This is a genomic window from Streptomyces sp. NPDC021225 (assembly GCF_044332865.1).
In the GTDB taxonomy this organism is placed as follows: domain Bacteria; phylum Actinomycetota; class Actinomycetes; order Streptomycetales; family Streptomycetaceae; genus Streptomyces.
Genome location: NZ_JBIRPV010000014.1, coordinates 126,964 through 152,021, shown reverse-complemented (window position 1 = coordinate 152,021; position 25,058 = coordinate 126,964). Strand labels below are relative to the sequence as shown.

General features: G+C 71.0%; 22 protein-coding genes and 1 pseudogene. 16 read left to right on the top strand and 7 right to left on the bottom strand.

Annotated elements, in window-relative coordinates; genetic code table 11:
- Nucleotides 1-72: 72 nt before the first annotated feature.
- Both ACH4S9_RS39795 and ACH4S9_RS39790 read right to left on the bottom strand, forming a co-directional pair.
- Nucleotides 73-297 carry a DUF397 domain-containing protein gene (locus tag ACH4S9_RS39795; protein WP_311727224.1) on the bottom strand — a complete coding sequence of 75 codons (225 nt, stop codon included), beginning with the start codon at nt 295-297 and terminating at the stop codon, nt 73-75.
- 477 nt (nt 298-774) lie between these two features.
- Complete coding sequence (locus ACH4S9_RS39790) at nt 775-1,881, bottom strand: glycoside hydrolase family 43 protein (protein WP_311727119.1); 1,107 nt, start codon at nt 1,879-1,881, stop codon at nt 775-777.
- A 144-nt stretch (nt 1,882-2,025) separates the two neighbouring features.
- Between ACH4S9_RS39790 and ACH4S9_RS39785 the strand changes: the two genes are divergently transcribed.
- The 6 genes from ACH4S9_RS39785 to ACH4S9_RS39760 all read left to right on the top strand — a co-directional run bounded on the left by ACH4S9_RS39785 (nt 2,026) and on the right by ACH4S9_RS39760 (nt 7,634).
- Nucleotides 2,026-3,771, top strand: a complete 1,746-nt coding sequence (locus ACH4S9_RS39785; RefSeq protein WP_385347963.1) for a bifunctional 3'-5' exonuclease/DNA polymerase — start codon at nt 2,026-2,028, stop codon at nt 3,769-3,771.
- 135 nt (nt 3,772-3,906) lie between these two features.
- The gene (locus tag ACH4S9_RS39780) at nt 3,907-4,935 is read left to right on the top strand and encodes a rod shape-determining protein (protein ID WP_385347960.1); all 1,029 of its coding nucleotides are present in this window, start codon (nt 3,907-3,909) and stop codon (nt 4,933-4,935) included.
- Between the two features lie 145 nt (nt 4,936-5,080).
- The gene (locus ACH4S9_RS39775; protein ID WP_311727116.1) at nt 5,081-5,677 is read left to right on the top strand and encodes a sigma-70 family RNA polymerase sigma factor; all 597 of its coding nucleotides are present in this window, start codon (nt 5,081-5,083) and stop codon (nt 5,675-5,677) included.
- Nucleotides 5,674-6,483 (top strand): zf-HC2 domain-containing protein, encoded by an 810-nt coding sequence (locus ACH4S9_RS39770; RefSeq protein ID WP_398376613.1) that lies wholly within the window; start codon nt 5,674-5,676, stop codon nt 6,481-6,483. Before ACH4S9_RS39775 ends, ACH4S9_RS39770 begins: the two co-directional genes overlap by 4 nt.
- A gap of 126 nt (nt 6,484-6,609) precedes the next feature.
- Nucleotides 6,610-7,155: an RNA polymerase sigma factor gene (locus tag ACH4S9_RS39765; protein ID WP_352131902.1), complete on the top strand. Its 546-nt coding sequence runs from the start codon at nt 6,610-6,612 to the stop codon at nt 7,153-7,155.
- Nucleotides 7,152-7,634, top strand: coding sequence for an anti-sigma factor family protein (locus tag ACH4S9_RS39760; protein ID WP_398376610.1), 483 nt, complete (start codon nt 7,152-7,154; stop codon nt 7,632-7,634). Before ACH4S9_RS39765 ends, ACH4S9_RS39760 begins: the two co-directional genes overlap by 4 nt.
- A gap of 22 nt (nt 7,635-7,656) precedes the next feature.
- Here ACH4S9_RS39760 and ACH4S9_RS39755 read toward each other — a convergent pair.
- The 5 genes and pseudogenes from ACH4S9_RS39755 to ACH4S9_RS39735 form a co-directional block, all read right to left on the bottom strand.
- Nucleotides 7,657-8,112: pseudogene (locus ACH4S9_RS39755) on the bottom strand (signal peptidase II); the annotation flags it as partial.
- A gap of 226 nt (nt 8,113-8,338) precedes the next feature.
- On the bottom strand, nt 8,339-9,622 hold the full coding sequence (locus ACH4S9_RS39750; protein ID WP_398376608.1) for a glycoside hydrolase family 5 protein: 1,284 nt from the start codon (nt 9,620-9,622) through the stop codon (nt 8,339-8,341).
- Between the two features lie 8 nt (nt 9,623-9,630).
- Nucleotides 9,631-9,978: a DNA-binding response regulator gene (locus ACH4S9_RS39745; protein WP_311727110.1), complete on the bottom strand. Its 348-nt coding sequence runs from the start codon at nt 9,976-9,978 to the stop codon at nt 9,631-9,633.
- A 312-nt stretch (nt 9,979-10,290) separates the two neighbouring features.
- Nucleotides 10,291-11,328 (bottom strand): glycoside hydrolase family 6 protein, encoded by a 1,038-nt coding sequence (locus tag ACH4S9_RS39740; protein ID WP_398376607.1) that lies wholly within the window; start codon nt 11,326-11,328, stop codon nt 10,291-10,293.
- Between the two features lie 207 nt (nt 11,329-11,535).
- A complete protein-coding gene (locus tag ACH4S9_RS39735; protein WP_311727107.1) occupies nt 11,536-12,594 on the bottom strand; it encodes a S8 family serine peptidase in 1,059 nt (352 codons plus the stop codon).
- Nucleotides 12,595-13,031: 437 nt separating this feature from the next.
- Between ACH4S9_RS39735 and ACH4S9_RS39730 the strand changes: the two genes are divergently transcribed.
- From ACH4S9_RS39730 to ACH4S9_RS39685, 10 genes are all read left to right on the top strand, one after another.
- Nucleotides 13,032-13,529 carry a GtrA family protein gene (locus ACH4S9_RS39730; protein ID WP_398376606.1) on the top strand — a complete coding sequence of 166 codons (498 nt, stop codon included), beginning with the start codon at nt 13,032-13,034 and terminating at the stop codon, nt 13,527-13,529.
- Complete coding sequence (locus ACH4S9_RS39725) at nt 13,526-14,818, top strand: glycosyltransferase (protein WP_311727105.1); 1,293 nt, start codon at nt 13,526-13,528, stop codon at nt 14,816-14,818. Before ACH4S9_RS39730 ends, ACH4S9_RS39725 begins: the two co-directional genes overlap by 4 nt.
- A gap of 727 nt (nt 14,819-15,545) precedes the next feature.
- Nucleotides 15,546-17,090, top strand: a complete 1,545-nt coding sequence (locus ACH4S9_RS39720; RefSeq protein WP_311727104.1) for a glycosyltransferase family 39 protein — start codon at nt 15,546-15,548, stop codon at nt 17,088-17,090.
- 25 nt (nt 17,091-17,115) lie between these two features.
- A complete protein-coding gene (locus ACH4S9_RS39715) occupies nt 17,116-18,810 on the top strand; it encodes a hypothetical protein (RefSeq protein ID WP_385345702.1) in 1,695 nt (564 codons plus the stop codon).
- Between the two features lie 95 nt (nt 18,811-18,905).
- The gene (locus ACH4S9_RS39710; protein ID WP_311727102.1) at nt 18,906-19,340 is read left to right on the top strand and encodes a hypothetical protein; all 435 of its coding nucleotides are present in this window, start codon (nt 18,906-18,908) and stop codon (nt 19,338-19,340) included.
- Nucleotides 19,340-21,379, top strand: coding sequence for a PAS domain S-box protein (locus tag ACH4S9_RS39705; RefSeq protein WP_311727101.1), 2,040 nt, complete (start codon nt 19,340-19,342; stop codon nt 21,377-21,379). The genes ACH4S9_RS39710 and ACH4S9_RS39705 overlap by 1 nt, the downstream gene beginning before the upstream one ends.
- Nucleotides 21,376-22,056: a response regulator transcription factor gene (locus ACH4S9_RS39700; protein ID WP_311727100.1), complete on the top strand. Its 681-nt coding sequence runs from the start codon at nt 21,376-21,378 to the stop codon at nt 22,054-22,056. The genes ACH4S9_RS39705 and ACH4S9_RS39700 overlap by 4 nt, the downstream gene beginning before the upstream one ends.
- 81 nt (nt 22,057-22,137) lie before the next feature.
- Complete coding sequence (locus ACH4S9_RS39695; RefSeq protein ID WP_398376603.1) at nt 22,138-22,881, top strand: phosphatase PAP2 family protein; 744 nt, start codon at nt 22,138-22,140, stop codon at nt 22,879-22,881.
- 6 nt (nt 22,882-22,887) lie between these two features.
- Nucleotides 22,888-23,574, top strand: a complete 687-nt coding sequence (locus ACH4S9_RS39690) for a response regulator transcription factor (RefSeq protein ID WP_311727098.1) — start codon at nt 22,888-22,890, stop codon at nt 23,572-23,574.
- Nucleotides 23,571-25,010 (top strand): histidine kinase, encoded by a 1,440-nt coding sequence (locus ACH4S9_RS39685; RefSeq protein ID WP_398376601.1) that lies wholly within the window; start codon nt 23,571-23,573, stop codon nt 25,008-25,010. Before ACH4S9_RS39690 ends, ACH4S9_RS39685 begins: the two co-directional genes overlap by 4 nt.
- Nucleotides 25,011-25,058 lie beyond the last annotated feature (48 nt).

The following is a 25,058-nucleotide window of genomic DNA, read 5'->3' as shown; positions in this document are numbered from 1 at the left end:
CCCCAGCCGTCTCATCCAGCCGGACACCAAGCCCACCTACCAGTGTCGCTCGGCGGAGCGGGAACGGGCGCGTCAGACCGGGTCGCTCACCAAGTGGTCGAATTCGCCGCCCTTGATGCCGAGCAGCATCGCCTCGACCTCGGCCGGGGTGTAGATGAGGGCGGGGCCGTCCGGGTAGCGGGAGTTCCGTACGGCGACATGCCCGCCCGGCAGCTTGGCGAACTCCACACACGAGCCCTGCGAATTGCTGTGGGTGCTCTTCTGCCAGGCGGCCCCCTGAAGGTCCACGGCCGCCATGCCGTTGTACGGGTGGTCGCGCACAGGGGCTCTCCACTGTTAGTGCAGCTGTCAACTGACCCGGATCATAACCTTGTTGGCCTGCGAATGCATGGGCATCCGAACGATCAAATGCATTCGCAGATGCACCAGCAGATGCACGTGCACCATGCGTATCCGGATGATCACCCGATGATCACCCGATGATCACCGGGAAGCGTAGGACATAGACGATCCGCACGGTCTATAGATGTGACGCCACCGACGCCCGCCGGGTTCGCCCACACCCGGAAATTCTTCCGGATTCCGTTATTCCGGGGCATGGCACCCAAAAGACCGCCCAAAGCGCGCGTACGGCGTTTTCGCGAACAGCGGGATTCCCGCGGTCGGCGGGGTTCCCGCAGACATACGAGAACCGCAGGCCATCAGCGTGACCCGCGGTTCTCGTTCGGCCGGCGCTTCCGATCCCGTACGGTCGGCGCTTCCGCTCCCTTACGGTCAGCGCCGCGCGGCGGCCGGGGTGCCGGAAGGCTCGGCGAGCGCGATGGACGTGGAGACCGGTGTGCCGAAGTTCGGGGTGCCGTCGGCGTTCCAGTTCACCCTCTGGGCCCGGGTGGTCCGGGTGCCGCTGCACCCGTCCGTGGCCTTGGAGTTGGCGTGGTAGGCCATCCAGACCTCCTTCCCGTCGGGCGACGGGAAGAAGAAGTTGTGGCCGGGCCCGTAGACCCCGTTGGCGTCGTTCCGCTGGAAGACCGGGTTGGCGAACTTCTTCCACGCGCCAGCCGCCAGCGGGTCGCCGCCGGTCAGCTCCATCAGCCCCAGCTTGTAGTCCGGGGTGTCGCAGTGCGAGGCGGAGAAGGTCAGGAACGTCCGCCCGTCGTGCTGGAGAATGGTCGGCCCCTCATTGACGCCGGAGCCCACCTTCTCCCAGCCGTAGGTGGGGGTCGCGATGCGGACGGCCCCGCCGGTCGGGGTCCACGGATTGCTCATCCGGACCGCGTACAGGTTCTGCGTGCCGCCCTCCCAGAAGGAGTAGAGCAGGTAGAGGCGGCCGTCGGGCAGGGAGAGATAGCTGCTGTCGATCATCCAGCGGTTGTCGCCGTACGGATCGACCTGGCCCTTGTACGTGTACGGGCCCAACGGGTTGTTCCCGGCGCTCTCCAGGACGTGGACGTGCTGGTGGTCGATGTCCGTGGAGACGCCCGCGCTGTAGGTCAGATACCAGCGCAGACCGTTGGAGCCGTTGAGACGGTGCAGCTCGGGCGCCCAGAAGTTGCAGCAGCGGGACGCGACGGTCTCGCGGTAGACCGTGGTCGGGGTCGCGGTCTTCAGCCCGCCGAGCGTGGGCGATCTGCGCATCTCCCAGTGGGAGGCCCAGGTGGTGCCGAGGTGGTAGTAGTACCCGGCGTAGCGGATGATCGTCGGGTCCGCGCCGTTCTGCGTCACGATCGGGTTGGTGAACGTCCCGGCCGCCACGGCGGAGTCGGCTCCGGCGGCGGGCGAATCGGCCCTGGCCGCGGGGGCGCCGCCCGTCTGGGGCAGGGCCAGGAGCGCGAGGAGAACCGCCACGAGGAGCGGCAGCACTCGGGTACGGGTGGGGGTCATTGACGGCTCCAAGGTTCGACATTTCGAACGCTTTTCGTCATTCCGGACGGACCGTAGGACCGCCGCGCCACACGGTCAACCCAATTCACAGCCGTAACCGCACGGGCATGAGGCCTGTCAGACCCCCCTGTCACACTCGGCGACATGAGATGGGCGGTGGCGGAGACCGGCGACGGGGGTGCCCGGCTCTGCCCGCTGGACCCCACGGGGCGGGCCGCCGGGCCGGTCGTCGAGGTCACGGCGGCGGCGGGCGGCGTCGCCCAGGCCGTACGGTCGCGGCCCGAGGTCGAGCGCTGGGTGTGGCGGTCGACCGCCGAGGTCTACCCCCGCCTGCTCGCCGCCGGCGTCCGCGTCGAGCGGTGCTACGACATCGAGGCCGCCGAGGCGCTGCTGCTGGGCCACGAGGGGCGGTCCGGTGAGCCGCGCTCGCTGGCCGCGGCGTGGGCGCGGCTGCGCGGGCTGGCCGTGCCCGACGACCCGCCGGTGCGGGCCGCCGAGACCCAGCCGTCCCTCTTCGAGCCCGGCCCGGTGCCGCTGCCGCCCGGCACCGACCCCCTCGACGGGCTGCTCGCGGTCTACGCCGGACAGCTGGCCCGTACGGAGGCGGCCGAGCACCCCGGCCGGATGCGGCTGCTGACGGCCGCCGAATCGGCCGGGACGCTGGTGGCCGCGGAGATGCGGCGGGCCGGGGTGCCCTGGCGGGCCGACCGCCACCGCGAGCTGCTGGACGAGCTGCTCGGCGAGAGATACCCGGGCGGCCTGGAGCCGCAGCGGCTGGCCGAGCTGGCCGACGAGGTGTCCCGCGCCTTCGGGGGCGTACGGGTGCGGCCCGATCTGCCGGCCGAGGTCGTCAAGGCGTTCGCGCGCGCGGGCATCGCGCTCGGCTCCACCCGCGCCTGGGAGCTGCGGGGCATCGACCACCCCGCCGTGGAACCGCTGCTGCGCTACAAGAAGCTGTACCGCCTGCACACCGCGCACGGCTGGGCGTGGCTTCAGTCCTGGGTCCGGGACGGCCGCTTCCGCCCCGAGTATCTGCCCGGCGGCACGGTCTCCGGCCGCTGGACCACCAACGGCGGCGGGGCGCTCCAGATCCCCCGGGTGGTGCGGCGGGCGGTGGTCGCCGACGAGGGATGGCGGCTGGTGGTCGCCGACGCCGACCAGATGGAGCCGCGCGTGCTGGCGGCCATCTCCCGCGACCCGGGCCTGATGGAGGTCGCGGGCAGCGGCCGGGATCTGTACGCGACGCTGTCCGACCGCGCCTTCTCCGGCCGGCGCGAGCTGGCCAAGCTCGCGCTCCTCGGCGCGATCTACGGCCAGACCTCGGGCGACGGCCTCAAGCACCTCGCGGCCCTGCGGCGCCGCTTCCCGGCGGCCGTCGCCTATGTGGACGAGGCGGCCCGGGCGGGCGAGGAGGGGCGGCTGGTGCGCACCTGGCTGGGCCGCACCTGCCCGCCGGCCACCACCTCCGCCGACGCGGCCGACGAGGCGGGCCTGCCGCGCGATCTGGAGGAGGAGCCGAGGTACGGCAGCACGGCCGGCGCCCGCGCCCGCGGGCGGTTCACCCGCAACTTCGTCGTCCAGGGCAGCGCCGCCGACTGGGCGGTGCTGATGCTCGCCGCGCTGCGGCAGTCGCTGGCCGGGGCGGGGCTCCGCGCGGAGCTGGTCTTCTTCCAGCACGACGAGGTCATCGTGCACTGCCCGGCCGAGGAGGCCCCCGCGGTGCGGGAGGCGATCGCGGCGGCGGGCGAGACGGCGGGGCGGATCGCCTTCGGCGAGACGCCGGTGCGGTTTCCGCTGACCACGGCCGCCGTGGAGTGCTACGCGGACGCCAAGGAGTACGACGTCAAGGACTACCTGGACACCGCGGATCACTCGGACGGCAGGGACTAGGGAGCGGCGGGGGCCAGGGGAAGCGCTCGCCCGACCGGCTCACCACCGGAGGCGAGGCGCGCGGTGCGGCGCTCACGATGATCACAGGGCCGCCGGGGCGACGGCCCGTCACGCCGCCCAGGCAGGAGACCTGACATGACCATCAGCCTCGAGCGGCTGCGCCGCTGCTCCATCGCCGTCGACCTCGGCGCCGCCAGGACCCGGGTCTATCTCAAGCGCAAAGGGCTCATCGTCGACGAGCCGTCCGTCGCCGCCGTGAACACCCGCACCGGGGGGCTGATCGCGGTCGGCACGCTCGCCGAGCGCATGACCGGCCGTACGCCCTCTCATATCCGGGTCGTGCGGCCCGTGTCCGGCGGCAGGGTCGTCGACATCGCTATGGCCCAGCGCATGTTGCGGTTCCTCGTCGGCAACAAGCTGCGCCGGGCCTGGCGGCGCAAGCCGCTGGTGAGCGCCGCCGTCTGCGTCCCGTACGACGCGGACCCGCTGGCGGAGCGCGCCGCCGTCGAGACGCTGACCGGGCTCGGCGCCCGGCGGGTGGAGCTGGTCGACAGCCTGGTCGCCGCCGCCGTGGGCTGCGGCCTGCCGGTCGAGCGGCCCGAGGCGACGATGATCGTGGTGTGCGGGGCGGCCACCACCCAGGTCGCGGTGTTGTCGCTGGGCTCGATCGTGGCCGCCGAGCGGGTGCCGGTCGGCGGGGAGACGATCGCTCACGCCGTCGTCCAACATGTGCGCAACGAGCATGCGTTGATGCTGCCGAGCCAGGCGATCCGTCCGCTGCACCTGGCCCTCAGCGGCGCCGGAGCGGCCATGGACGGCACCGAGGTGCACGGCCGGGACGTGGCCACCGGCCTCGCCCGCTCGGTGCAGATCGACATCGAGGGCATCCGGGCCGTGGTGCAGACCCCGCTGACCGGGGTGCTCGACGCGATCGGCGCGGTGCTCCGCCGCTGCCCGCCCGACCTGGTCGCCGACCTCGCGGAGCGCGGCATCATGCTGGCGGGCGGAAGCGCGGGGCTGCCCGGGTTCGAGGATCTGCTGCGGGATGCGACCGGCATGCCGCTGCACATCGCCGAACACCCCGACACCTGCGCGGTCGAGGGGCTGGGCGCGATGCTCGAGGGCTCGGTGCGGCCCGTCATCCTGGACCCCCTGTCCTCCTGAGAGCCGGTGAGATCGGACGCCGTCCGCGTTCTCTTCAAGAATCTTCGGCACGAGTTGAGCGGCACTCCCGCCCCGTCCGTAGTGATGGAGGAAGAGGCCGTCCGGGCCACACAACCCCCGGCCCACACACCGGGAGTGTCTGTTGATGTTGTCCAACTCGGGTTCCGTCCTGGAGGTTCTGGTGCGCGACGACGCCGCCGTGACCGATGCGCATCGGTCGAGATCCCAGCGCGGTACGCCGGACGAGGAGCTCATGCGCGCGCTCTACCAGGAGCACGCCGGGCCGCTGCTCGCCTTCGTACTGCGCCTGGTGGCCGGCGATCGGCACCGGGCCGAGGACGTCGTCCAGGAGACCCTGGTCCGTGCCTGGCGCAACGCCGACCAGCTCAGCAGGGCCACCGGCTCGATCCGGCCCTGGCTGGTCACGGTGGCCCGGCGGATCGTCATCGACGGGCACCGCAGCCGCCAGGCCCGCCCGCAGGAGGTCGACCCCTCCCCGCTGGAGCTCATGCCGGCCGAGGACGAGATCGACCGCGCCCTGCGGCTGATGACCCTCTCGGACGCGATGCACGACCTCAGCGACGCGCACCGCGAGGTGCTCGTCGAGACGTACTTCAAGGGCCGCACGGTCAACGAGGCGGCCCAGACGCTCGGCATACCCAGCGGGACCGTGCGGTCCCGGGTCTTCTACGCGCTGCGCTCCATGAAGCTCGCGCTCGAGGAAAGAGGAGTGACGGCATGACCGCGCAGGCGCCCCACGCCGGGCACGACGCCGTCGGCGCGTACGTACTCGGCCTCCTCGACGATGCGGATGCCACGTATTTCGAGCAGCACCTGGCCGGTTGTGAACAGTGCGGAAGCCGGCTCGACGAGCTGGCGGGGCTTGAACCCATGCTGGCGGAGCTGGCCTCCGGCGTCCCCGGCATCCACGGTGCCCCGGGCCGGCCCGGGCTCACCCACGTCCCGCACTCCTTCACCGCCACCCCCAACGCCATCGAGACGCTCACCGCACGCCCGGGCCCCGGGCTGCTGGACCGTATGGTCGGCGAGGTCGCGGTGGTCCGCCGCCGGCGGCGCCGCCGGCACCTCTCCCTGGTGGCCGCGGCCGCCGTCCTGATCATCGGCGGACCGCTCGGCGCGGTGGCCCTCACCTCCGACGACGGCTCGACCACGGCGATCACCGCGACCACCACGAGCGAGACCTTCGAGAAGGTGCCCACCAAGGTCGAGGCCACCGACCCGGACACCAAGGTGAACGCCACGATCGCGGTGACGGACAAGAAGTGGGGCACCGACGCCATGCTGCGGCTGAAGAACGTCAAGGGCCCCCTCGCGTGCAGCCTGATCGCGGTCCCCAAGAGCGGTGAGAAGCAGGTCATGACGACCTGGTCGGTGCCGCCTCAGGGGTACGGCATCCCGGACAGCACGGACAAGAGCGCCCGGGACCCCCTGTTCACCCAGGGCGGCGCGGCCTACAAGCTGGCCGACATCGACCACTTCGAGATCCGCACGCTCGACGGGAAGCTCCTGGTCTCCGTGAAGGTGTGAGCCACCCGTCGAAGGGGTGAGCCACCCGTTCCGCCGATCGCGGCGTGCGGCGGGACCAGCGCGATGTTACACAGAGTGTGACAGTCGTCACCGCGTCCCGGGGGGTCAGGATCCGAGGAGGCACCCGTGGCTGACCCGGACGCCCGTCAACAGCGCATGTTCGCCCAGTACGTGCTCCCCGAGGTGGAGGTGCTGCTGCGGGTGGCCATGTCGCTGACCGCACAGCCCGCCGACGCCGAGGATCTGGTGCAGGACACCCTGCTCCGGGCCTACCGGGCGGTCGGCCGCTTCGACGGCCGCCATCCGCGCGCCTGGCTGCTGACGATCATGCGGCACGCCGAGGTGAGCCGCCGCCGTCAGCGCAGACCTCATCTGCTCGACGACCCGGACACCGAACTCGACCGGCTCGCGTCCGCCCCGGGCGCGACACCCGAGGAGCTGGTGGTCGACACGGCCTTCGACGAGGCCGTGGACGCCGCGTTCACGGCGCTGCCGCTGCGCGACCAGCAGGTGGTGCGGCTGGTGCATGTGGACGGGCTGTCGTACGCGGAGGCCGCGCGGGTGCTGGACGTGCCGAAGGGGACGGTGATGAGCAGGCTGCACCGGGCGCGCAAAAGAATCCGGGATCGGCTGGTGGCCGCGGAACCCCAAGGACAGCGAGGTGGGGCATGAGCAGCAGATGGTGGATGTGGTGGCGGAGCGCCGAGCGCGGCCACGCCGAGGAGTGCCTCGCGGACGGCGCGGAGCTCCAGTCGTATCTGGACGGTGAGCTGGACGCGCCGGAAGCGCGCCGGGTCCGGGCCCATGTGGCGCGGTGCCACCGCTGCGCCCGGGAGCTGGCCGCGTATCAGCGCATCACGAACGCGCTGGCCTCCCGCGGGGCCCGCGAGGGCCCGGACGAAGCGGCGCTCGGGCGGCTGCGCGACCTCGTGGGCTCCCTCGCGGACCAGGACCCGAGCCGAGGCCGGACCGAGGAGCGACCGCAGAACCGGGACCGGGACCTGCCCCGGGACCGGGACCTTCCCCGGGACCTGCCCCGGGACCGGGACCTTCCCCGGGACCGGACTCAGGACCTGGCGCCCGAAGAGGCGCCGCTGCCGCCCGGGGAGCCGGACGCCAGCGAGAGCGCGGTCCCCAAAGCGGGCGCCTGAGGTCGCGTACCAGGACAAGGACGATCAGGCAGGCGCCGACCGCCAGGGCGGCGTCGGCGAGGTTGAACACCGGGCCGCGGGGCGAGACCGTGATCCAGTCGATGACCGCGCCCCGCAGCGGCCCGGGGTGTCGTACGGCCCGGTCGGCGCCGTTGCCGAGCGAGCCCCCGGCGATCAGCCCGAGGGCCAGGGCCCGGGTCCGGGTGCGGACCCGCAGCCCCGCGCCCACCGCGGCCAGCGTGGCGAGCGCCCCGGCGACGGTGATGAGGGTGATCAGCAGGGGCCGGCCCCGCCCCAGGCCGAAGGCCACCCCGGTGTTGCGCACCAGCAGGGTGCGCATCGGACCGAACTCGCCCTGTGGCCCGAAGGTGCCGCCGATGGTCGCCACCGCCAGGGCCTTGGTCACCTGGTCGGCCACCGCCACCGCCGCTACGGCCAGCGGGAAGAGTACGCGGCCGGTGCGCTGCTGGGGCTTCATCGTCGGCCTCCTCGCGCTTTCGGGGGCCGGTGCGGAAACGGGCCCGGAGAGGAAACCCGGCGAGGTGAGCTCCCGCTTCCCGATGCGCCCGGGTTTTTGGCCCGCGTGAGCCCATGCCTCCGGACACGACGTCTCCGGACCGACACACGACGGAGGGCCCGCAGGCGGGATGCCTGCGGGCCCTCGCTGTCCACCGCCGGGTCCGGCGGCCGTCGTACCGAGGGGGTTACTCCGACGTCTTCCCCTTGGCCGACAGCAGCGGCGCCTGGTACTTGGACAGCATCTTCATCTTGTTCTTGTCGACCGTCTTCCAGTCGTTGTTCAGGACACCACCGGTGTCACCCGAGTTCGGGTTCAGGGACCAGTAGGTGTAGCTGATCTGGTTCTTCTTGAGGTAGTCCATCAGCGCGTTCTGCCACACGGCCTCGGAGCTCTTGCCCGCGGTCTTGCGACCGCCGAACTCGCCGAGCATCAGCGGAGCGATGTTCTCCTTCTTGATGTAGGCCCAGTGCTTCTGCCAGATGGCCGGCATGTTCTTCGGGAAGTCCTTGGCCATGAACCAGTTCTGGTTGTACACACCCGGCCCGTAGTCGTGCGGCGAGTAGACGACCTTGTTCTTCTCCTTCAGCGTGACCGGGTACTTCTTCACACCCTGGAGGTCGCCGCCCCACCAGAACTGCTCGTTCTTGTGACGGTCGGTGCCCTCGACGAAGATCAGCCAGTTCTTGTTGACGGCGTGGATCGCGTTACCGGCCTTCTCGGCCGCCATGCGCCAGTCGGTCTTCGGGTTGCCGTCGCCCCACGTGGCCTGGCCACGCGGCTCATTGTGCAGGTCGGCGCCGATCACCCGGGGGTTGTCCTTGTAGCGCTTGGCCAGCTGGGTCCAGTCGTCCAGCCACTGCTTCTCGGTGAGGTTCTGGGTGTACCACAGCTCACTCTGGCCGTACTGGTCCGGACGGTGCTGGTCCAGGATCACCATCATGCCGCGGTCGGTGGCACCCTTGACGATCTTGTCCATGATCTGCTGACCGGTGAGGCCCTTGAGGTCCGGGTTCTGCTTGAAGTCGATCCCGTTGGGCTTGCTCTTGGCCGCGAACATCTCGTTGGAGTACGGGAGGCGGATCGTGTTGAAGCCGTTGTGCGCGATCTGGTCGAGCATGCTCTGCCAGCTACGGGTCCACAGACCGTGCGGCACGAAGCTGCCGGTCTCGGCACCGAACCAGTTCACACCGGTCAGCACCACCTTGTGGCCCTTGGAGTCCACGATGTCGCCACCACGGGTGGACAGCGGACCGTCGACGGCCGCGCCGCCCTTGCCCTTCGCTGACGCGACGGACGAGGCGGTGGAGGACGAAGCGTTGTCGTCGGAATTCAGGGCGAACGCGGTCACGGTGCCACCGACGGCAGCAGCCACGACAACACCAGCCGCGATACCGACACGCAGGCGGTAGGAACGCTGCCCACGCTTCGACCCGGTGGTCTCGGAAACGGTCGGAACGTTGTTGTCCATGGGGGAATTCATTCGGTGAGACTCCTGAGGAATTGGGGTATGGCTGTTTTCAGGACGCTGGGATTATTCGTCGGAGATTCCAGACATTCCATTCGCGGGTCGGAGACTGCGGTCAGCCGGACAAGCCGCGCACGGGGAAGGAGATCTGCGACCAACAGGTCGAGACGGAGCGATTTCCAGCTCGACTTGTCCACGTCGATGAGCACCACGTCCGGCTGCCTGCGCTCGGCCAGTGAAATTGCTTCACGAACCGATCTGGCGGCGCCGGCCAGCTCCAGTCCGGGTGTCTCGTCGACCAGGTCGGCGATCGCACTCGAAACCAGATGGTGGTGCTCCACGACGAGAACTCTTTTCATCGGTGGAGCTCCTTCAGGCGGCTTTCCCTTTCGCTCAACGACATTAGGGAACCCACCGGGGGCGAATCACCGTACGCCTGACTGAAATCCCGCTACCTCAATTGCGGGAATGCCGGGCACGCCAAACGACCGAATTCCGCCTACCTCGATTGAGGTAGGCGGAATTCGGCCGCTTTGATAGCCCTATGTCCGCTTTGGTCGGGCAGTTTCGCTCCGCTGTGCACTGGATCAGATGCGTAGAGTGACGACCGCAGGCCCGAAACAGCCCCTGAGCCCCAGGACTGGGGGGCTCAGGGGCTCAGGGGCAGGGGCTCAGCGGGTGAGGCCGAAGGCGTAGCCGGGGACGAAGAGCCCGGCGGTCGCGGCGCAGCCGTCGGCCTGGCCCGGCTGCTTGACCCACAGATACGCGTCGATCCCGGGAATCCCGGTGCGGGCGGTGGGCGGCGTGCCCAGCCGGCGCCCCGGCGGATCGCAGAAGCGGTGGTCACGGGTGGGTCCGGCGCCGTTCCGGCTGGTGTCGATCACGGCCCCCAGCCGGGGGCGGCGCAGCTCCCTGAGGACGGACAGGCCGTAGCGGACCTCGTCGCGCGTGGCATTGAAGTTCGAGACGTTGAGGGCGATGCCGTCCCCGTACCGGTCGATCCCCGCGCGCTTCAGCCGCTCGGCCATGACCGGCGCGGGGAGCCAGCGGGAGTTCCCGGAGTCGTAGTAGATACGGGCGTGCGGGGCCCGCTTCCGCAGTTCCCGCCCGGCGTGGGTCAGGGCCGCGTACCGCTGCCCCTGCTGCCGTCGCTTCAGGCAGGTCAGGTGGGCCAGCGCGTCCGGTTCCAGGATGACGACGGCGCGCGAGGCGCCGATCCCCCTGGCGAAGCCGCCGATCCAGTCCCGGTACCCGGACAGATTCGCCATGCCCCCGGAGCTGTGCTTTCCGCAGTCGCGCTGCGGGATGGCGTACGCGACCAGCACCGGCAGCCGCCCGCGGGCCCGGGCCGCCCGCACCACGCCCCGCACCTGGGACTCGACCCGGCCCTGGTCGGTGTCCGTGAACCAGGCGGCCTGCGGCTGGTCGGCGATGCGCTTGCCGATGACCGCCGCCCGGCGGTCGTGGGCGTTGCCGCGCACCCACTGTGCCGCCGGGTTGTCGGGGTCGGTGTAGAAGCGGGTGGAGGCCGGAAAGTACGGCTTGGCCAGGTGGAAGACGGATCCTTCCCCGGGCCGGGCCGCCCCCGGGTGGAGCACCGTCGCGGCCGTCGCGACCTCGGCCACCAGGGCCAGGGCCAGCAGCTGGGCGATGCCCCTGCCGGTCAGCAGCGGGGACCGGCGGCCCGTGCGCCGCCCCTTCGGCCCCAACCGCCGCCATCCCCCCTGACGCAGCCGTTGCCGCGGGCCCAGCCGCCATCCCCCCATGCGCAGCCGTATCGGTACCGGCCCGAGCCCCAGCCACCTCGGCAGCACTATCAGCCACAACAGCACCTGTAGCCTCAACCGTCGCCAGAGCCCCAGTCGCCCAGGGGCCCTCTCGCTCACGCCGGGTCCGCCGTTCACCGGGGCCGCCGGTCAGCTGTCGGAGTTGTTCGACGGGGGCTTGCGGCGGCTGATCAGGAAGACCGCGATGACGGCGAGCACCACCAGGGCGCCCGCGACCGCGCCTATCGCCACCATCGCCGACCCCTCCTCGGACCGGGCCGCGGAGTGCTCGCGCTTCGACTCGGCGGTCGCCTTTCCGGAGCCGGGCGGGCTGGTGGAGGCGGGCGGCGCCGCGCGGTCCGCCAGCGCCCTGGCCGGGGCGATCAGCCCGAAGCCATAGCGCGGGTCACGCCCCGATGACCCCTTGCGGTCGGCCGTGTCGATCAGCTTCTGCACCACCTGGCCGGCGGTCCAGCGCGGGTGCTCCGAGCGTACGAGGGCGGCGCCGGCCGCGACCCACGGCGCGGCGTAGCCGGTGCCCGCGCCGGTCCAGTAGTCCTTGTTCGGGGCGGTGGTCAGGATGGCGACGCCGGGCGCGGCCAGGGTCACGCCCCCGCCGTGGTGCGAGTCGGTCCACACGGCGCCCTTCTCGTCGGTCGCCACGACGGAGACCACCCCGGGGTAGGAGGCGGGGTAGGTGGGGCGGTTGCCGTCCTTGCCGTTGTCGCCCGCGCCCGTGACCACCACGGCGTCCTCGCCGATCGCGTACGTCACCGCCGACCGCAGCGCGGCGTTCGGCTTCTTGAAGGACACCGCCACATCGATGACCTTCGCGCCGCGGCCCACCGCGTGGCGGATGGCCCTGGCGGTGGCGTCGACCTGCGGCTTCCGGTCCTCGTACACCCCGAGCGGCAGCACCCGGGCCTGGGGCGCAAGACCCAGCAGCCCGTTGCCCCGGTAGTTGCGGCCGGTCCCCACGATGATCCCGGCCGCGTGGGTGGCCTGCTCCATCGCGTCCCCCTGGTCGCGGGTGCTGGTGCCGCTGGGGCCGTCCCCGAAGTCCTTGCCGGCCAGCACCCGCCCGCGCAGATCCGGATGGGCGGCGTCGACGCCGGTGCCGATGACCGCGACGGTCACCCCGGCGCCCTTGCTGATTTTCCACGCCTTCTTGGCCTGGAGCGCGGTCAGCGCCCATTCGGAATCGTGCATCGCGCCGGAATCGGAATCCGCGGAAACGGCGGAAACGGCGGCCGCTGCGGAGGGGGCGAGTGAGAGCGCCATCAGGGCGATGACGGTCCCGGTCCGGGCGGCGAATGAACGGTGCGGTATCACGCGATCTGACATTACGTCACCTACCTTCATCCCAGGCTTCATCCCAGGGGGGACGCGAGGCCGTCGGCAGACGCCTGGCCGTTTCATCTTCTGCGGACCCCCGTGGTGGGGACACCCGCGCGCGGGGGACCTGCCGCTCCCCTTTTTGGGGGACCGGTTCCAGGCCCGGTTTCCGCGCCTCCCCAAAACGGGGGAGAAAGCCGGTCCATCGAAGGTGGAGTACGCCCTCCCCCGAACGCGTGATGTCCTCGGAAATCCGGGGGCGCACTCTTGGACTGACATCGGCGATAGAGCCTCCTGCGTAGGGAGTCGCGATGCAGCGTTTCGGAACGTTCAGCGATCGCACAAGCGACCCGAGCGAACGGGTGGACAACACCCGCAAGCGAAAAGGAAGGTTCTTTCGCGCGCTCTCGACGAGCGGCCCGCTGGCCGCCCTGAGCGGTCTGGTGCTGCGATTCGCGGTGGTCGGCGTGGGTGGCGTGCTGGTGAACACGGCAGCCCTCTTCGCGCTCTACCACTGGGCCCACTGGCCGCTGCTCGCGGCCTCCCCGATCGCGGTGGAACTCGCCGTGGTCCACAACTATCTGCTCAACGACCGGTGGACCTTCTCGGTGAGCACCCCGTCCGTCCGACGGTTCCTGAAATTCAATGTGTCCGTGCTGTGCGGGCTCGCGGTCAATGTCATGGCGGTCTGGCTGCTGGAACGCGCGGGACTCCATCTGCTGTTGGCGAACGGTATCGGCATCGCCGCCGCCTTCGCGGCCAATTTCGCGGCGAGCGCGGGCTGGGTCTGGGGGAGGCAGGACCGATGATTTCCATTATCTACCTGAGCCTGGTGCTGGTCTCGGTGCTGCTGACCATACAGTCGGCCCATGTGCTCTATCTGATGCTCTACACCTGGGACCGGACGGACGCCGAGCAGAAGGCCAAGGCCCCGGAAACCTTTGTCAGGCCGCGGCTGTCATTCAGCGTACTGCTGCCCGCGCGCCATGAGGAGGACGTCATCCAGACCACCATCGAGCGGGTGGTGCGGGCCGACTATCCGGCCAAGCTGCTGGAGGTCTTCGTGATCTGTTCGCAGGACGACACCGGCACGATCAAAAAGGCGGAAGAGAAAGTCGCCGAGCTGGAGCGGGAGGGGCTGCACAACGTCGAGGTCGTGGTGTTCGACGACAAGCCCGTCAACAAGCCCCACGGGCTCAACGTGGCTCTGCCGCACACCACTCACAAGGTGGTGACGATCTTCGACGCCGAGGACGACATCCACCCCGAGATCTTTCTGCTGGTCAACACGGTCATGCTCAAGGAGCGGGTGCGCGTGGTCCAAGCGGGCGTCCAGCTGATGAACTTCGACTCCAACTGGTACTCCACGCTCAACGTCCTGGAGTACTTCTTCTGGTTCAAGAGCCGACTGCACTACCACGCCCACTTCGGCTCCATTCCGCTCGGCGGCAACACCGTCTTCTTCTTTCGCGAACTGCTGGTCCGGCTCGGCGGCTGGGACGAGCGCAACCTCACCGAGGACGCGGACCTGGGCCTGCGGGTGTCGGCCAGCGGCGAGCGAGTGCGCGTGGTCTACGACGACCGCTATGTGACCAAGGAGGAGACGCCACCGACCCTCGGCCACTTCATCCGGCAGCGCACCCGCTGGAGCCAGGGGTTCATGCAGACCCTGAAGAAAGGCACCTGGAAACAGATGCCCACGCGCAAACAGCGATGGCTCGCCTTCTACGTCCTCGCGTTTCCGCGCGGGCAGGCGCTGCTCGGCCTGTATCTGCCGATCTCCCTGGGGATGATCCTGGTCCTCAAGGTGCCGGTGCTGATCGCGCTCTTCTCCTATCTGCCCATCCTGCTGCTGTGCGCGCACTTCCTGGTGAACGCGGTGGGACTGTACGAGTTCACCGCCGCGCACGGGCTGGAGGCCACCCCGAAGACGCTCGTGAAGATGGCCATCGCCTGGTTCCCCTTCCAGATGGTCCTCGCCTATGCCGCGGTGCGCGCCATGCGGCGCGAGCTGCTCGGCCGGCGCGACTGGGAGAAGACCCAGCACGTGGGTGCCCACCGCACCCGTCCCGAGGAGGCGGACTCCCGTGTCGCATGACCCCACGCCCCCGCGCCCCCCGCACCCGCGCCCGCCGGACCCGCCGGACCCGCCGGAACCCCAGCAGCCTGAGCGTCCCGAGCGGCCTCAGCGCCCTGAGAGCCTCCAGCGGCCCGAACGACCTGAGCCACCTCAGCGGCCCGAGGGGTCCGAGCGGCCTCAGCGGCCCGAGGGGTCCGAGCGGCCTCAGCGGCCCGAGGGGTCCGAGCGGCCTCAGCGGCCTCAGCGGCCCGAGGGGTCCGAGCGGCTCCAGCGGCCCGACCGACCCCCGCGTCCCGACCGGCCCCGGCGGCCCGAGGGCCTCCAGCGACCCGACCGACCTGACCGGCCCGACCGGCCCCGGCGGCCCGAGGGCCTCCAACGACCCGACCGGCCTGACCGACCTGACCGGCCCCGGCGACCTGAGGGTCTCCAGCGGCCCGACCGGCCCGACCGGCCCCGGCGGCCCGAGGGTCTCCAACGACCCGACCGCCCCGACCGGCCCGAGCGGCCCCGGCGGCCCGAGGGTCAGCGACCCCAGCGCCCCCAGCGACCCGAGGGACAGCGCCCCCAGCGACCCGACGGGCCCCAGCAGTCCCGGCGACCCCAGCGGCCCCAGGGCGGGGTCGCGGTCGAGGAGCGCCCGCCCCCGCCGCCCCGGCGGCGCCGCCCGCCGCCCCGGCTGTCCGTCGAGCGCGGCATCTTCCCCCGGCTGGACCGCCGCGGTCGGCTGGCGCTGCTCCTGTCCGTGCTCACCGGGCTGCTCACGCACGGCTACCACCTGTTCCGCTATCCGCTGTACCTCACCGACGAGGGCATCTATATGCAGCGGGCGTGGTCGCTGGTCAGAGAGACCAGGCTGTCCCCGTACACCTACGACTACGACCACGCCCCGGCGGGCTGGATCACGCTGGCCGGCTGGGCGTTCCCGCTGCCGAAGCAGTTCGAGGCATTCGGCAACGCGATCAACACCGGCCGATTCCTGATGCTGCTGGTGCATCTGGGCTCGGTGGTGCTGCTCTTCGAGGTCACCCGGAGGCTGTCCGGCACCGTGCTGGCCGCCACCATCGCCGCGTTCTTCTTCAACTGCTCGCCGATCTCGGTCTACTACCAGCGCCAGGTGCTGCTGGACAACCTGATGATGTTCTGGGTGCTGCTGGCCCTGTTCGCTCTGCTGCGCCGGGAGACCACGATCAGATCGGCCTTCGCCGGCGGGCTCGCCCTCGGGGCCGCGCTGATCACCAAGGAGAACGCGCTCTTCTTCGCCCCAACATTCCTCTATCTGCTGTATCGGAGGATCCGGCTCTCACCCAGCCAGCGGTTCACCCGGACGCTGTGGCCGTTCGCCGCGGCGGCCCCGGTGGGCGCTTATGTCACATACGCCCTGCTCAAGAACGAGTTGCTGCCCAGCGGGCTCGACTTCGACCTGGCCAACCCGCCGGCGGACCACGTCTCGCTGCTCTACACCCTGTGGTGGCAGATCAACCGTAGTCAGGGCAGCCTGCTCAACCACCACGGTCTGCTGTACACCAGCTGGCTGCCCCGGGACTCGTTTCTGCTGCTGGCCGGGATGGCCACCACGGTCATCAGCGTGTGGTGGGGAATGCGGAAACACCGGCGGGATCTGGGGTTTTTCGTCGCCGGGACACTGGGCTTCGGATATGCCTTCTATCTGCTGCGCGGCAGCGTGGTGCTGGACTTCTACATCACCCCGCTGATTCCGATGTTCGCCATGAATATCGGCATGGTCACGGACCGACTGCTGAGGCGTCCGGTGCTCCGCAAGGTGCTCGGGCGGGCGAGTGCCAAGGTACGGATCGCGGTGCCCGCGGCGCTCGCCGTCATGCTGCTGGCCTCGCCCTCCACCGGATACATCCTGACCGTCAACACCGAGGGCCGCGTCGCGGTCGCGGACCAGTACCAGTCCAAGCTGGCCCTGACCCATATGCAGCTGGCACAGATCGCCTGGGTGCGCAAGCACGTCTCGCCCAAGGCGCGGATCATCATGGACGACGACATGTGGGGTGAATTGCATGACGTGCACCCGGTCTATCCGTACGCGCATTCCCACTGGAACGCCTCGTCCGACCCTGCCCTGCGGGACAAGCTCTTCCGCAAGAGATGGCAGAACGTCGACTACATCATCATGTCCAACAAGATGCGCAACGCAATTCACCGCAACAACGGCGACGGCCGGGAGAACTGGATCCTGGCGGCACTACGGAATTCGGAAAGGGTATGGGCGGACATCCGGGGTGGCATCAGGCTTGAAATCTATCGGGTGAACAAGTAGCCCGCCGGAAGAGGAGGTGAAGGCCATGCCCGAGTACGACGACTACGACGAGTACGAAGAGTACGACGACGAATTCGACACCCGTGAGGCGGCCGGGCAACGCGGGGACGACGGAGACGACAGAAACGACAGCGGGGGCGACGGAGGCGACGGGGGCGACGGGGGCGACGACTTCGGCGAATACGGCGACGACGAAAAGTACGACAAGTACGCCGACTACGACGACTACGAAGGCTCCGGCGACGATTACGCCGACTACGACGAGCCCCCGCCGAGACGCGCCACCAAGACCAGCAAGACCCTCAGGGTTTCCAAGGCCTCCGAGACCTCCGAGACTTCCGAGGCCTCTCCGGGGGAGCCGAGCGCCGGCGGGGGGAAGCGCAAGCGGGTCTCCTGGAAGACGGTCCTGCTGGGCATCGTGGCCATCGCGATCCTCGGATCGCTGGTCAAGATGGTCGCGGGCGGCGGCCTCGGGAACGCCCTCAACTCGTCCGGCGGCGGAAGCGCACAGAAGAAGAGCAAGACCCAGGAGCAGGAGATCCGCCCGACGACCAAGCCCAAGACGATCAAGCTGGGCAATCAGCGGGTCCCGCAGGCCTCCGGGCCGATCATCGTCATCAATCCGGGCCTGGTCGCCCCCGGCGGCAAGGCGTCCGTCGAAGGCGGCGGCTTCGCCCCCAAGAGCACGGTGGACCTGCTGCTGAAGACCAAGCGGTCGGGCGCCAAGGGCCGTCCCATCCGGACGGTCCGGACGGACAAGCACGGCTCGCTCTACGTGAACTTCACCATGCCCGAGTCGCTGGGCGGCAGGCCCGGCACGCTGGTCGCGCAGCAGCGCGGCGGCGGCCGGACGGCCCAGGCCGAGCTGATCTCCGGTGGCTCGATAGGCACCGCGAGGATCAACAAGATGGTCGGCCGGCCGGGCGACGTGGTCTCGATCAGCGCCCGCGGCTTCAAGCCGGGCGAGCAGATCAACGTCTTCTGGGGCCGGACCAACGGCACCCCCGTCGCCAGGCTGCGCACCGACAGCTCGGGCGGGGTCGGCCGCGCGGACATCAGGGTCGGCGTCGCCCCGACGGGCCAGAGCACGCTGGTGCTGGTCGGCCAGCAGAGCAAGACCACGGCCACCGCACCGTTCCAGATGCTGAGCCTGTACCCGGCGATCAAGTCCTCTCCGTACGCGCTGAAGGCCGGGCAGCGGATCAGGCTGTCGGGGAACCGGTTCGCGCCGAACGAGCGGGTGCTGGTCTACATCAACGCCACCACCGGTCTCCCCGCCTTCACCACGCAGGCCAACTCCTTCGGCCAGATCCGCGACGTGGCGTTCGACGTGCCGTTCGGGCTGAAGGGCAGGCAGAGCCTGACCGCGATCGGCGACCAGAGCCGGGCCGTGGTCCGCTCGGGCTTCACCGTGCTGCCGTACTCCCCCAGCGCCGAGCCCAGCACCTTCGGCGGCAAGGCGGGCACCACGCTGAGCTTCTACTGCTCCGGATTCGCGCCCAACGAGACGGTGACCGTCTACGCCGGCAGCGGCAGCGTCGCCGGACGGAAGATCGCGGTCTTCCAGGTGGACGGCCGGGGCAAGGCGGCGGCCGTGGGCTCGTACCGGATCACCTCGGCGGACGAGAACGGTGTGAGTTTCAAGCTCATCGGCTCCAAGAGCGGCGGGGTCGCCAAGGCCGGCATCAACAACACGAGCGGCCAGGGCCAGGGGCACTAGAGATGCGTACTCACGGTGCCGGGGGGGCTGGCCGGGGACAACTACAGACAAGCCCGGTGTTCCATAGTTGTACCATGCATGTCCTGGAGTGTCCTATGAGTGTTATTTTCGGCCCGAATTCTCGAAGAGTCCTACAATTCCTGACCCACATCGAGGACCTCTCCCCGGAGGAGATCGACCGCGTGGCCGATCTGTGGAAGCAGACCTCCAGCCAGACCCGCGCCGAGGGGTGGGCTGAGGTCCACCGCACCACGTCCGACGAGGAGCAGTACCGGATCCTGGTCGCCGCCTCCGTGGCGCGCCGGTGCGCCCTGGACACCGCCCGGGCGCTCGGCAGGCACGACTGGGCCTTCTGGGCCGCGGTGTGGGACGCCGCGGCGGCGGTCGCCGTATGCGACCGCATCGGGAGCCACTACCAGGTGCTGGTGGCTCCGCTGGCCGCTGTCATGCCATCGCTGGCGCACTGCCGGCGTGACGAACTGACCACCTTGGAGCTCCAAGGTGCCGTCCTCAAGGGAGGTGGAGGTTGATGCGCGACGACCGGATCCGAGTCGTGGTGGCCGATGACGACCCCGTGGTCCGGGAAGCGCTCGCGGACCTGGTCGACTCCCACCCCGACCTGGCGCTGGTGGGCCTGGCCGTCAACCACGAGCAGGCCATCCGCGCCGCGGTGGAGCACCGCCCCCGTGTCGTGGTCATGGATGTGCACATGCCCAGGGGCGACGCGCCCAGCAGCGTCCGCGCCATCCGTGAGCAGGTGCCCGGGGCCCGCGTGGTGGCCCTCTCGGCCCACGGTGACCGGGAGACCGTGCTCAACATGCTCGCGGTCGGGGCCACCGGCTACCTGGTCAAGGGCACCCCCGCCGAGGAGATCCTCGAAGCGATCACCCGGGCCGCCCGCGACCAGTTCTCCATGGCCGGGGAGCTCGTCGCCGACTGCGCCGAGCCGCTGCGGCGGGCCGACCGCGCCTCCTGGCGGTTCGAGGAGCTGGTGGGCAACCGGCTCGAGGAGTCGTACCTGGAGCTGCTCGGCCAGGCGCCGTGCGGGGTACTGATCGTCGGCGCCCGCGGGCGGATCGAGTCCGCCAACGCACACGCCCGGCACATGTTCGGCTACAGCTCGGCCGAGCTGCGCGACAAGCGGCTGCGCGACCTGGTCCCCGACCGCTACCACACCGCCGCCGAGCAGCTGATCGGGCGGCAGTTCACCGCTCCCTCCGCGATGACCGGGCGGCGCCGGGACGGCACCGAGTTCCCCGCCCAGTTCAGCGGCGGCCATCTCCAGGGCAGGCGGCCCCGGTGTGTGGTCTTCGTCGCGGACCTGAGCCAGCTGCGGGCGGCCGAGGGCCGGTTCCGGCAGGTCATCGAGTCCTCCCCGGACGCCATGGTGATCGTGGATTCCGCCGGGCGGATCCAGACGGCCAACCGCCGCACCGAGGCCCTGTTCGGCTACGACCGCGACCAGCTGATCGGCCGCGCCGTCGAGGCGCTCCTCCCCGACCAGCCGCTGACCATCTCGCTGCGCGACTGGGCCGACTCCGCGGAGGAGCCCCTGGGCCACAGCATGGAGCTGGTCGGGCGGCGCAGCGACGCCAAGCAGTTCCCGGCCGACGTCAGCATCATCCCGCTGCGCACCGAGGACGGGCTGCTGACCGTGCTGGCCATCAAGGACATCACCGAGGTGCAGCGCGCCCAGTTCGTCCTGGAGCGCAGTCTGGAGCTGCTGGAGATCACCGACCGGGACCGCCAGGCGCTGCTCAGCCATCTCGTGCACGCCCAGGAGGCGGAGCGCGGGCGGATCGCCGCCGACATCCACGACGACACCATCCAGGTCATCACGGCGGCCAGCCTGCGGCTCCAGCAGCTGCGGCGGCGGCTGCGCGACCCCGATGAGCAGCGGATCATGGAGAAGCTGGACGAGACCCTCAAGCTGTCGCTGAGCCGACTGCGCCAGCTGATCTTCGACCTGCGCCCGTCCAGCCTGGAGCACGGCTGCCTGGCCGCCGCGCTGCGCGGACTCCTGGAGCAGATACGCACCGAGACCGGCGTCGAGTACCGGCTGGAGGACCGGATCGCGGCCAAGCCGCCGCCCGAGACCATGGCCCTGATCTACCGCACCGCGCAGGAAGCGCTGATGAACGTGCGCAAGCACGCGCGGGCGAAGACCGTGCATGTGCAGCTGCTGGGGCTCGACGAGGGCTGCCTGGTGCGGATCGTGGACGACGGCCAGGGCTACAACCCGCTCGAGGTGGAGTCCCGCCCCGGCCATCTGGGCCTGTCGCTCATCCAGGAGCGGGCGCAGATCGCGGGCGGCTGGTGCCGTATCGAGAGCGCGCCGGGCGCGGGCACCACGGTCGAGTTCTGGGTGCCGCTGGGCGAGGCCCCGGGCCGCGGCCCGCTGCCCTTCGGCCCCGCGGACACCTCGGGCTACCCGGACTCCCTGGACTCGTCGGGCTCCTTGGACTCGCCGGGCTCGTCGGGCTCCCTGGGTCCGCTGGACGCACCGGACTCGCCCGCCCCTCTGGACCGTCCGGAACTGGACCGTCCGGAAGGGGACACGCAGTCGTGACCGCGCCGGCCGATCTCACCAAGGTGCTGATCGTCGAGGACCACCGGGTGGTGGCCGAGGGTCTGTGGGCGCTGCTCGCGGAGTACTCGGACCTGACCGTGGTGGGGTGGGCCGACTCGGTCGCGGAGGTCGTCCCCATGGCCAAGGAGCTGGGCCCCGACGTGGCGCTCGTCGACTTCCGACTGCCCGACGGCACCGGAGCCGACGCGGCGGCCGCGATCCGGGCCAACGACCCCTCCACCGCCATCGTGATCCTCAGCGCGGACGCCAGCGACTCGGCGCTGCTGGCCGCGGTGGAGGCCGGGGCCTGCGGCTATCTGCTCAAGTCGGCGAGCGGTGACGAGATCGCCGCGGCCATCCGCTCGGCGGCCGAGGGCGAGACCCTCATCCCGGCCAGCACCCTCGTCGAGGTCCTGGCCCGGCACCGGGAGAACGCGCGCTCCTCCGCGCAGCAGACCGAGCGGCTGGAGAGCCTGACCCCGCGCGAGCAGGAGATCCTGACCCTGATGAGCCAGGGCCTGGACAACCGGGCCGTCGCGGAGCGGCTGAGCATCAGCTACGCCACGGTGCGTACGCATGTGCGCAAGATCCTGGAGAAGCTGGAAGTGCGGTCCCAGCTGGAGGCGGTCGCCAAGGCGGCCGACTGGGGGTTCCGTCACGTGGAACCGGACGAGTGACGCCGACCGGTTGACCCCACTTTGGGGGACAAAACCCCCACTCGGGGGAATTCCGGGCGTACCGCGGCGAGTTTCCTCCCCATGCGCCGCAGCCTACGGATCCTTCTGCCGGCCGCCGCCGCGAGTTACGCGGCGGTCGCGGTGGGCGTGCTCACCACCTCGCCCCTGGTCCGCCTCGACTGGCACGTGGCGCTGTTCAAGCCGTACAAGCACTGGCCGTGGGCGCAAGGGCCGCTCGACGTGTTCATCGTCGCGGGCCAGCGCGGCCCCACCGCCGTCGCGGCGCTGGCCTGGCTGGGCTGGCGCTCCTGGCGCACCGGAAGCGTGCGCCCCATGATCGTCTTCGCCCTCGCCCTCACGCTCCTCAACGCGAGCGTGGGCGCCGTCAAGCTCGGGGTGGGCCGTCTCGGTCCGCATTACGCGCACACGGTCGGCTCGGCCGAGCTGTTCCACGGCGGGATGATCTTCCCGTCCGGCCACACCGCGAACGGGGTCGTCGTCTGGGGCACCCTGGCCTATCTCGCGGGGCGCCACCGCCGGGCGGCGCGCGCGGCGGCCGGGGCCATGGCCCTCGCCATCGGACTGGCCACGGTCTACCTGGGCACTCACTGGGTCAGCGACGTCCTGGGCGGCTGGGCGGCCGGCGCCCTGGTGCTGCTGGCCCTGCCGCTGTGCGAGCCGTTCGTCGCCGCGGTGGAGCGATGGCTCGAACGGAGCCGATGGCCCGGCCGGCTCGGGTGGAGCGGCTGGAGCGGCCCGCTCGGCGCGCGCTCTCCCCCGCCGCCCGCCCGTGCCCGTGTCCGCACTCGTCCCGTGAGCAGGTGAGCCAAAGTGGCACTTCGAGTTCTGATCGCCGATGACCACGCGGTCGTCCGGCAGGGCCTGCGGATGATCCTCAGTCTCGACGACGACATCAAGGTGGTCGGCGAGACGACCAACGGCCGGGAAGCCGTACGACTGGCCCGGGAGCTGTGCCCCGACGTGGTCCTGATGGATCTGCTGATGCCCGTCATGGACGGGATCTCGGCCACCGCCGAGATCCGTCAGGACCTCCCCGAGGTGGAGGTCGTGGCGCTGACCAGCGCCCTCGACGACGCCATGGTCATGGGGGCGGTCCGGGCGGGCGCGATCGGCTTTCTGCTGAAGAACGCCGAGGCCGACGAGTTGAGAAACGCGGTGAAGGGCGCCGCCGCCGGCCGGATCCAGGTCTCCCCCGACGCGACGTCCCGGCTGATGGGCCAGGTCAGGGCCCCGAGCGGGCCGGAGCAGCTGACCGAGCGGGAGGCCGAGGTCCTGACGATGCTCGCCCGCGGCAAGTCCAACAAGGAGATCGCGCGCGACCTGCGGATCGGACAGCAGACGGTGAAGACGTATGTGAGCCACATCCTGACCAAGCTCGGGGTGCACAGCCGCACCCAGGCCGCGGTGTACGCCGTCCAGTCGGGCCTGGTGCCGGCCGGGGAGCTCAACACCCCCGAGCCGCTGGAGGCGACACGGGACCACTGGTGGTCGGCGTGATCACTGTCAGGCGCCGGGCCAGGGCGCGGCGGCGCGCCCTGGCCGAGATCCAGCGGCGCGTCCTGGACGCGGAACCCGCCGAGGACCTGCTGCGGCTGGTCGTACGGCGGGCGCGGGAAGCCCTCGGCGCGGACGCGGCGCGGGTGCTGGTGATGGAACCGGCCGAGGGCCCCGTCCCCGGCGAGGCCCTGACCGTACGGGCCGCCGACGGCACCCCGCGTACGGCCGGGCTCACCGCCGTCCTGGACACACCGCTGACCGTGCGAGGACGGATCGTGGGCGTCCTGGAGGCGAGCGTCCTCGGCCTTCGCCGCTTCACCTCGGACGACCGACGCGCGCTGAGGAGCTTCGCCGCGCCCGCCGCCCTGGCGGTCGCCCAGCTCCGCACCCGGGAGCAGCTGCGCCGGCTGGCCGACACCTCCGATACGGACGGGCTGCGGCCCACCCTGGACCGGCTGGCCGCCGCGGCCGTGGCGCACACGGGCGCGGCGGAGTGCGCCGTCCGGCTGCTGGAACCGCTGGAACCGCTGGAACCGGACAGCGCACCGGAAGCAGCCCAGGAAGCCCGGGAGGCGATCGCCTCCGCCGCGCCCGTGATCCGTACGCTCCGCGACGACGGCACCGGAGCGGCCTGGCCGCTGCGCTGCCCGGGCCGGGTGGCCGGAGTGCTGCACTGCCGCTACCCGCCCGGCCGCCGGCCCGACGGCCTCGACCTGGCCCTCCTCGACGCGATCGCCGGGCAGGCGGCCCGCGCGGTGGCGGACGAGCGGCGCCGGGCGGCCGCGCGGGACAGGGGCGCCCTGGACGAGCGGCGACGGCTGTCCAGAGAGCTGCACGACTCCCTCTGCCAGGCCCTGTACGGCATCGCCCTGGGCGCGCGCACCGCCCGTGAGCTGCTGGACCGTGACCTGCGCGGCGCCGAGGGACGGGGCACGGACGCGCTGCCGGAGCTGGCCGAGCCGATCGACTACGTCCGGCAGCTCGCCGACGCCGCGATCACCGAGACGCGGGCCGTGCTGGGCCGCCTCAGGCCCGAGACGCTGGAGGCCGACGGCCTGGTCGCGGCGCTCGCGCACCACGTGGCGGCGCTGCGCGACCGGTACGGCATCGCCGCCGAGGCGACGCTCGGCCCGGAACCGGAGACCACGCCGGAAGCCAAGCACGCCCTCTACCGGATCGCCCAGGAGTCGCTGCACAACGTCGCCAAGCACTCGGGGGCGCGGCATGTGCGCCTCCACCTGCTCAGCGGCCCGGGCACGATCACGCTGACGGTCGCGGACGACGGCGTGGGCTTTGACTCCCGGGGCTCCTTCCCCGGCCATCTGGGCCTGCTGTCCATGCGGGAGCGGGCCCGGGAGGTGGGCGGCACGCTGAGCGTGGACAGCCGGCCGGGCCGGGGCAGCCGCGTCCGGGCTACCGTCCCGGCGGAGCCGTAGGCCCTCGAAAGCGGAGCCGTGGGCTCTCGAAACCCTGCCCCGTGTGAG

What these genes read in the sequence shown, in the direction of transcription:
- ACH4S9_RS39795 (WP_311727224.1), bottom strand. Translation starts at nt 297, where the DNA reads ATGGCGGCCGTGGACCTTCAGGGGGCCGCCTGGCAGAAGAGCACCCAC.
- ACH4S9_RS39790 (WP_311727119.1), bottom strand. Translation starts at nt 1,881, where the DNA reads ATGACCCCCACCCGTACCCGAGTGCTGCCGCTCCTCGTGGCGGTTCTC.
- ACH4S9_RS39785 (WP_385347963.1), top strand. Translation starts at nt 2,026, where the DNA reads ATGAGATGGGCGGTGGCGGAGACCGGCGACGGGGGTGCCCGGCTCTGC.
- ACH4S9_RS39780 (WP_385347960.1), top strand. Translation starts at nt 3,907, where the DNA reads ATGACCATCAGCCTCGAGCGGCTGCGCCGCTGCTCCATCGCCGTCGAC.
- ACH4S9_RS39775 (WP_311727116.1), top strand. Translation starts at nt 5,081, where the DNA reads ATGTTGTCCAACTCGGGTTCCGTCCTGGAGGTTCTGGTGCGCGACGAC.
- ACH4S9_RS39770 (WP_398376613.1), top strand. Translation starts at nt 5,674, where the DNA reads ATGACCGCGCAGGCGCCCCACGCCGGGCACGACGCCGTCGGCGCGTAC.
- ACH4S9_RS39760 (WP_398376610.1), top strand. Translation starts at nt 7,152, where the DNA reads ATGAGCAGCAGATGGTGGATGTGGTGGCGGAGCGCCGAGCGCGGCCAC.
- ACH4S9_RS39750 (WP_398376608.1), bottom strand. Translation starts at nt 9,622, where the DNA reads ATGGACAACAACGTTCCGACCGTTTCCGAGACCACCGGGTCGAAGCGT.
- ACH4S9_RS39745 (WP_311727110.1), bottom strand. Translation starts at nt 9,978, where the DNA reads ATGAAAAGAGTTCTCGTCGTGGAGCACCACCATCTGGTTTCGAGTGCG.
- ACH4S9_RS39735 (WP_311727107.1), bottom strand. Translation starts at nt 12,594, where the DNA reads ATGCACGATTCCGAATGGGCGCTGACCGCGCTCCAGGCCAAGAAGGCG.
- ACH4S9_RS39730 (WP_398376606.1), top strand. Translation starts at nt 13,032, where the DNA reads ATGCAGCGTTTCGGAACGTTCAGCGATCGCACAAGCGACCCGAGCGAA.
- ACH4S9_RS39725 (WP_311727105.1), top strand. Translation starts at nt 13,526, where the DNA reads ATGATTTCCATTATCTACCTGAGCCTGGTGCTGGTCTCGGTGCTGCTG.
- ACH4S9_RS39715 (WP_385345702.1), top strand. Translation starts at nt 17,116, where the DNA reads ATGCCCGAGTACGACGACTACGACGAGTACGAAGAGTACGACGACGAA.
- ACH4S9_RS39710 (WP_311727102.1), top strand. Translation starts at nt 18,906, where the DNA reads ATGAGTGTTATTTTCGGCCCGAATTCTCGAAGAGTCCTACAATTCCTG.
- ACH4S9_RS39705 (WP_311727101.1), top strand. Translation starts at nt 19,340, where the DNA reads ATGCGCGACGACCGGATCCGAGTCGTGGTGGCCGATGACGACCCCGTG.
- ACH4S9_RS39695 (WP_398376603.1), top strand. Translation starts at nt 22,138, where the DNA reads ATGCGCCGCAGCCTACGGATCCTTCTGCCGGCCGCCGCCGCGAGTTAC.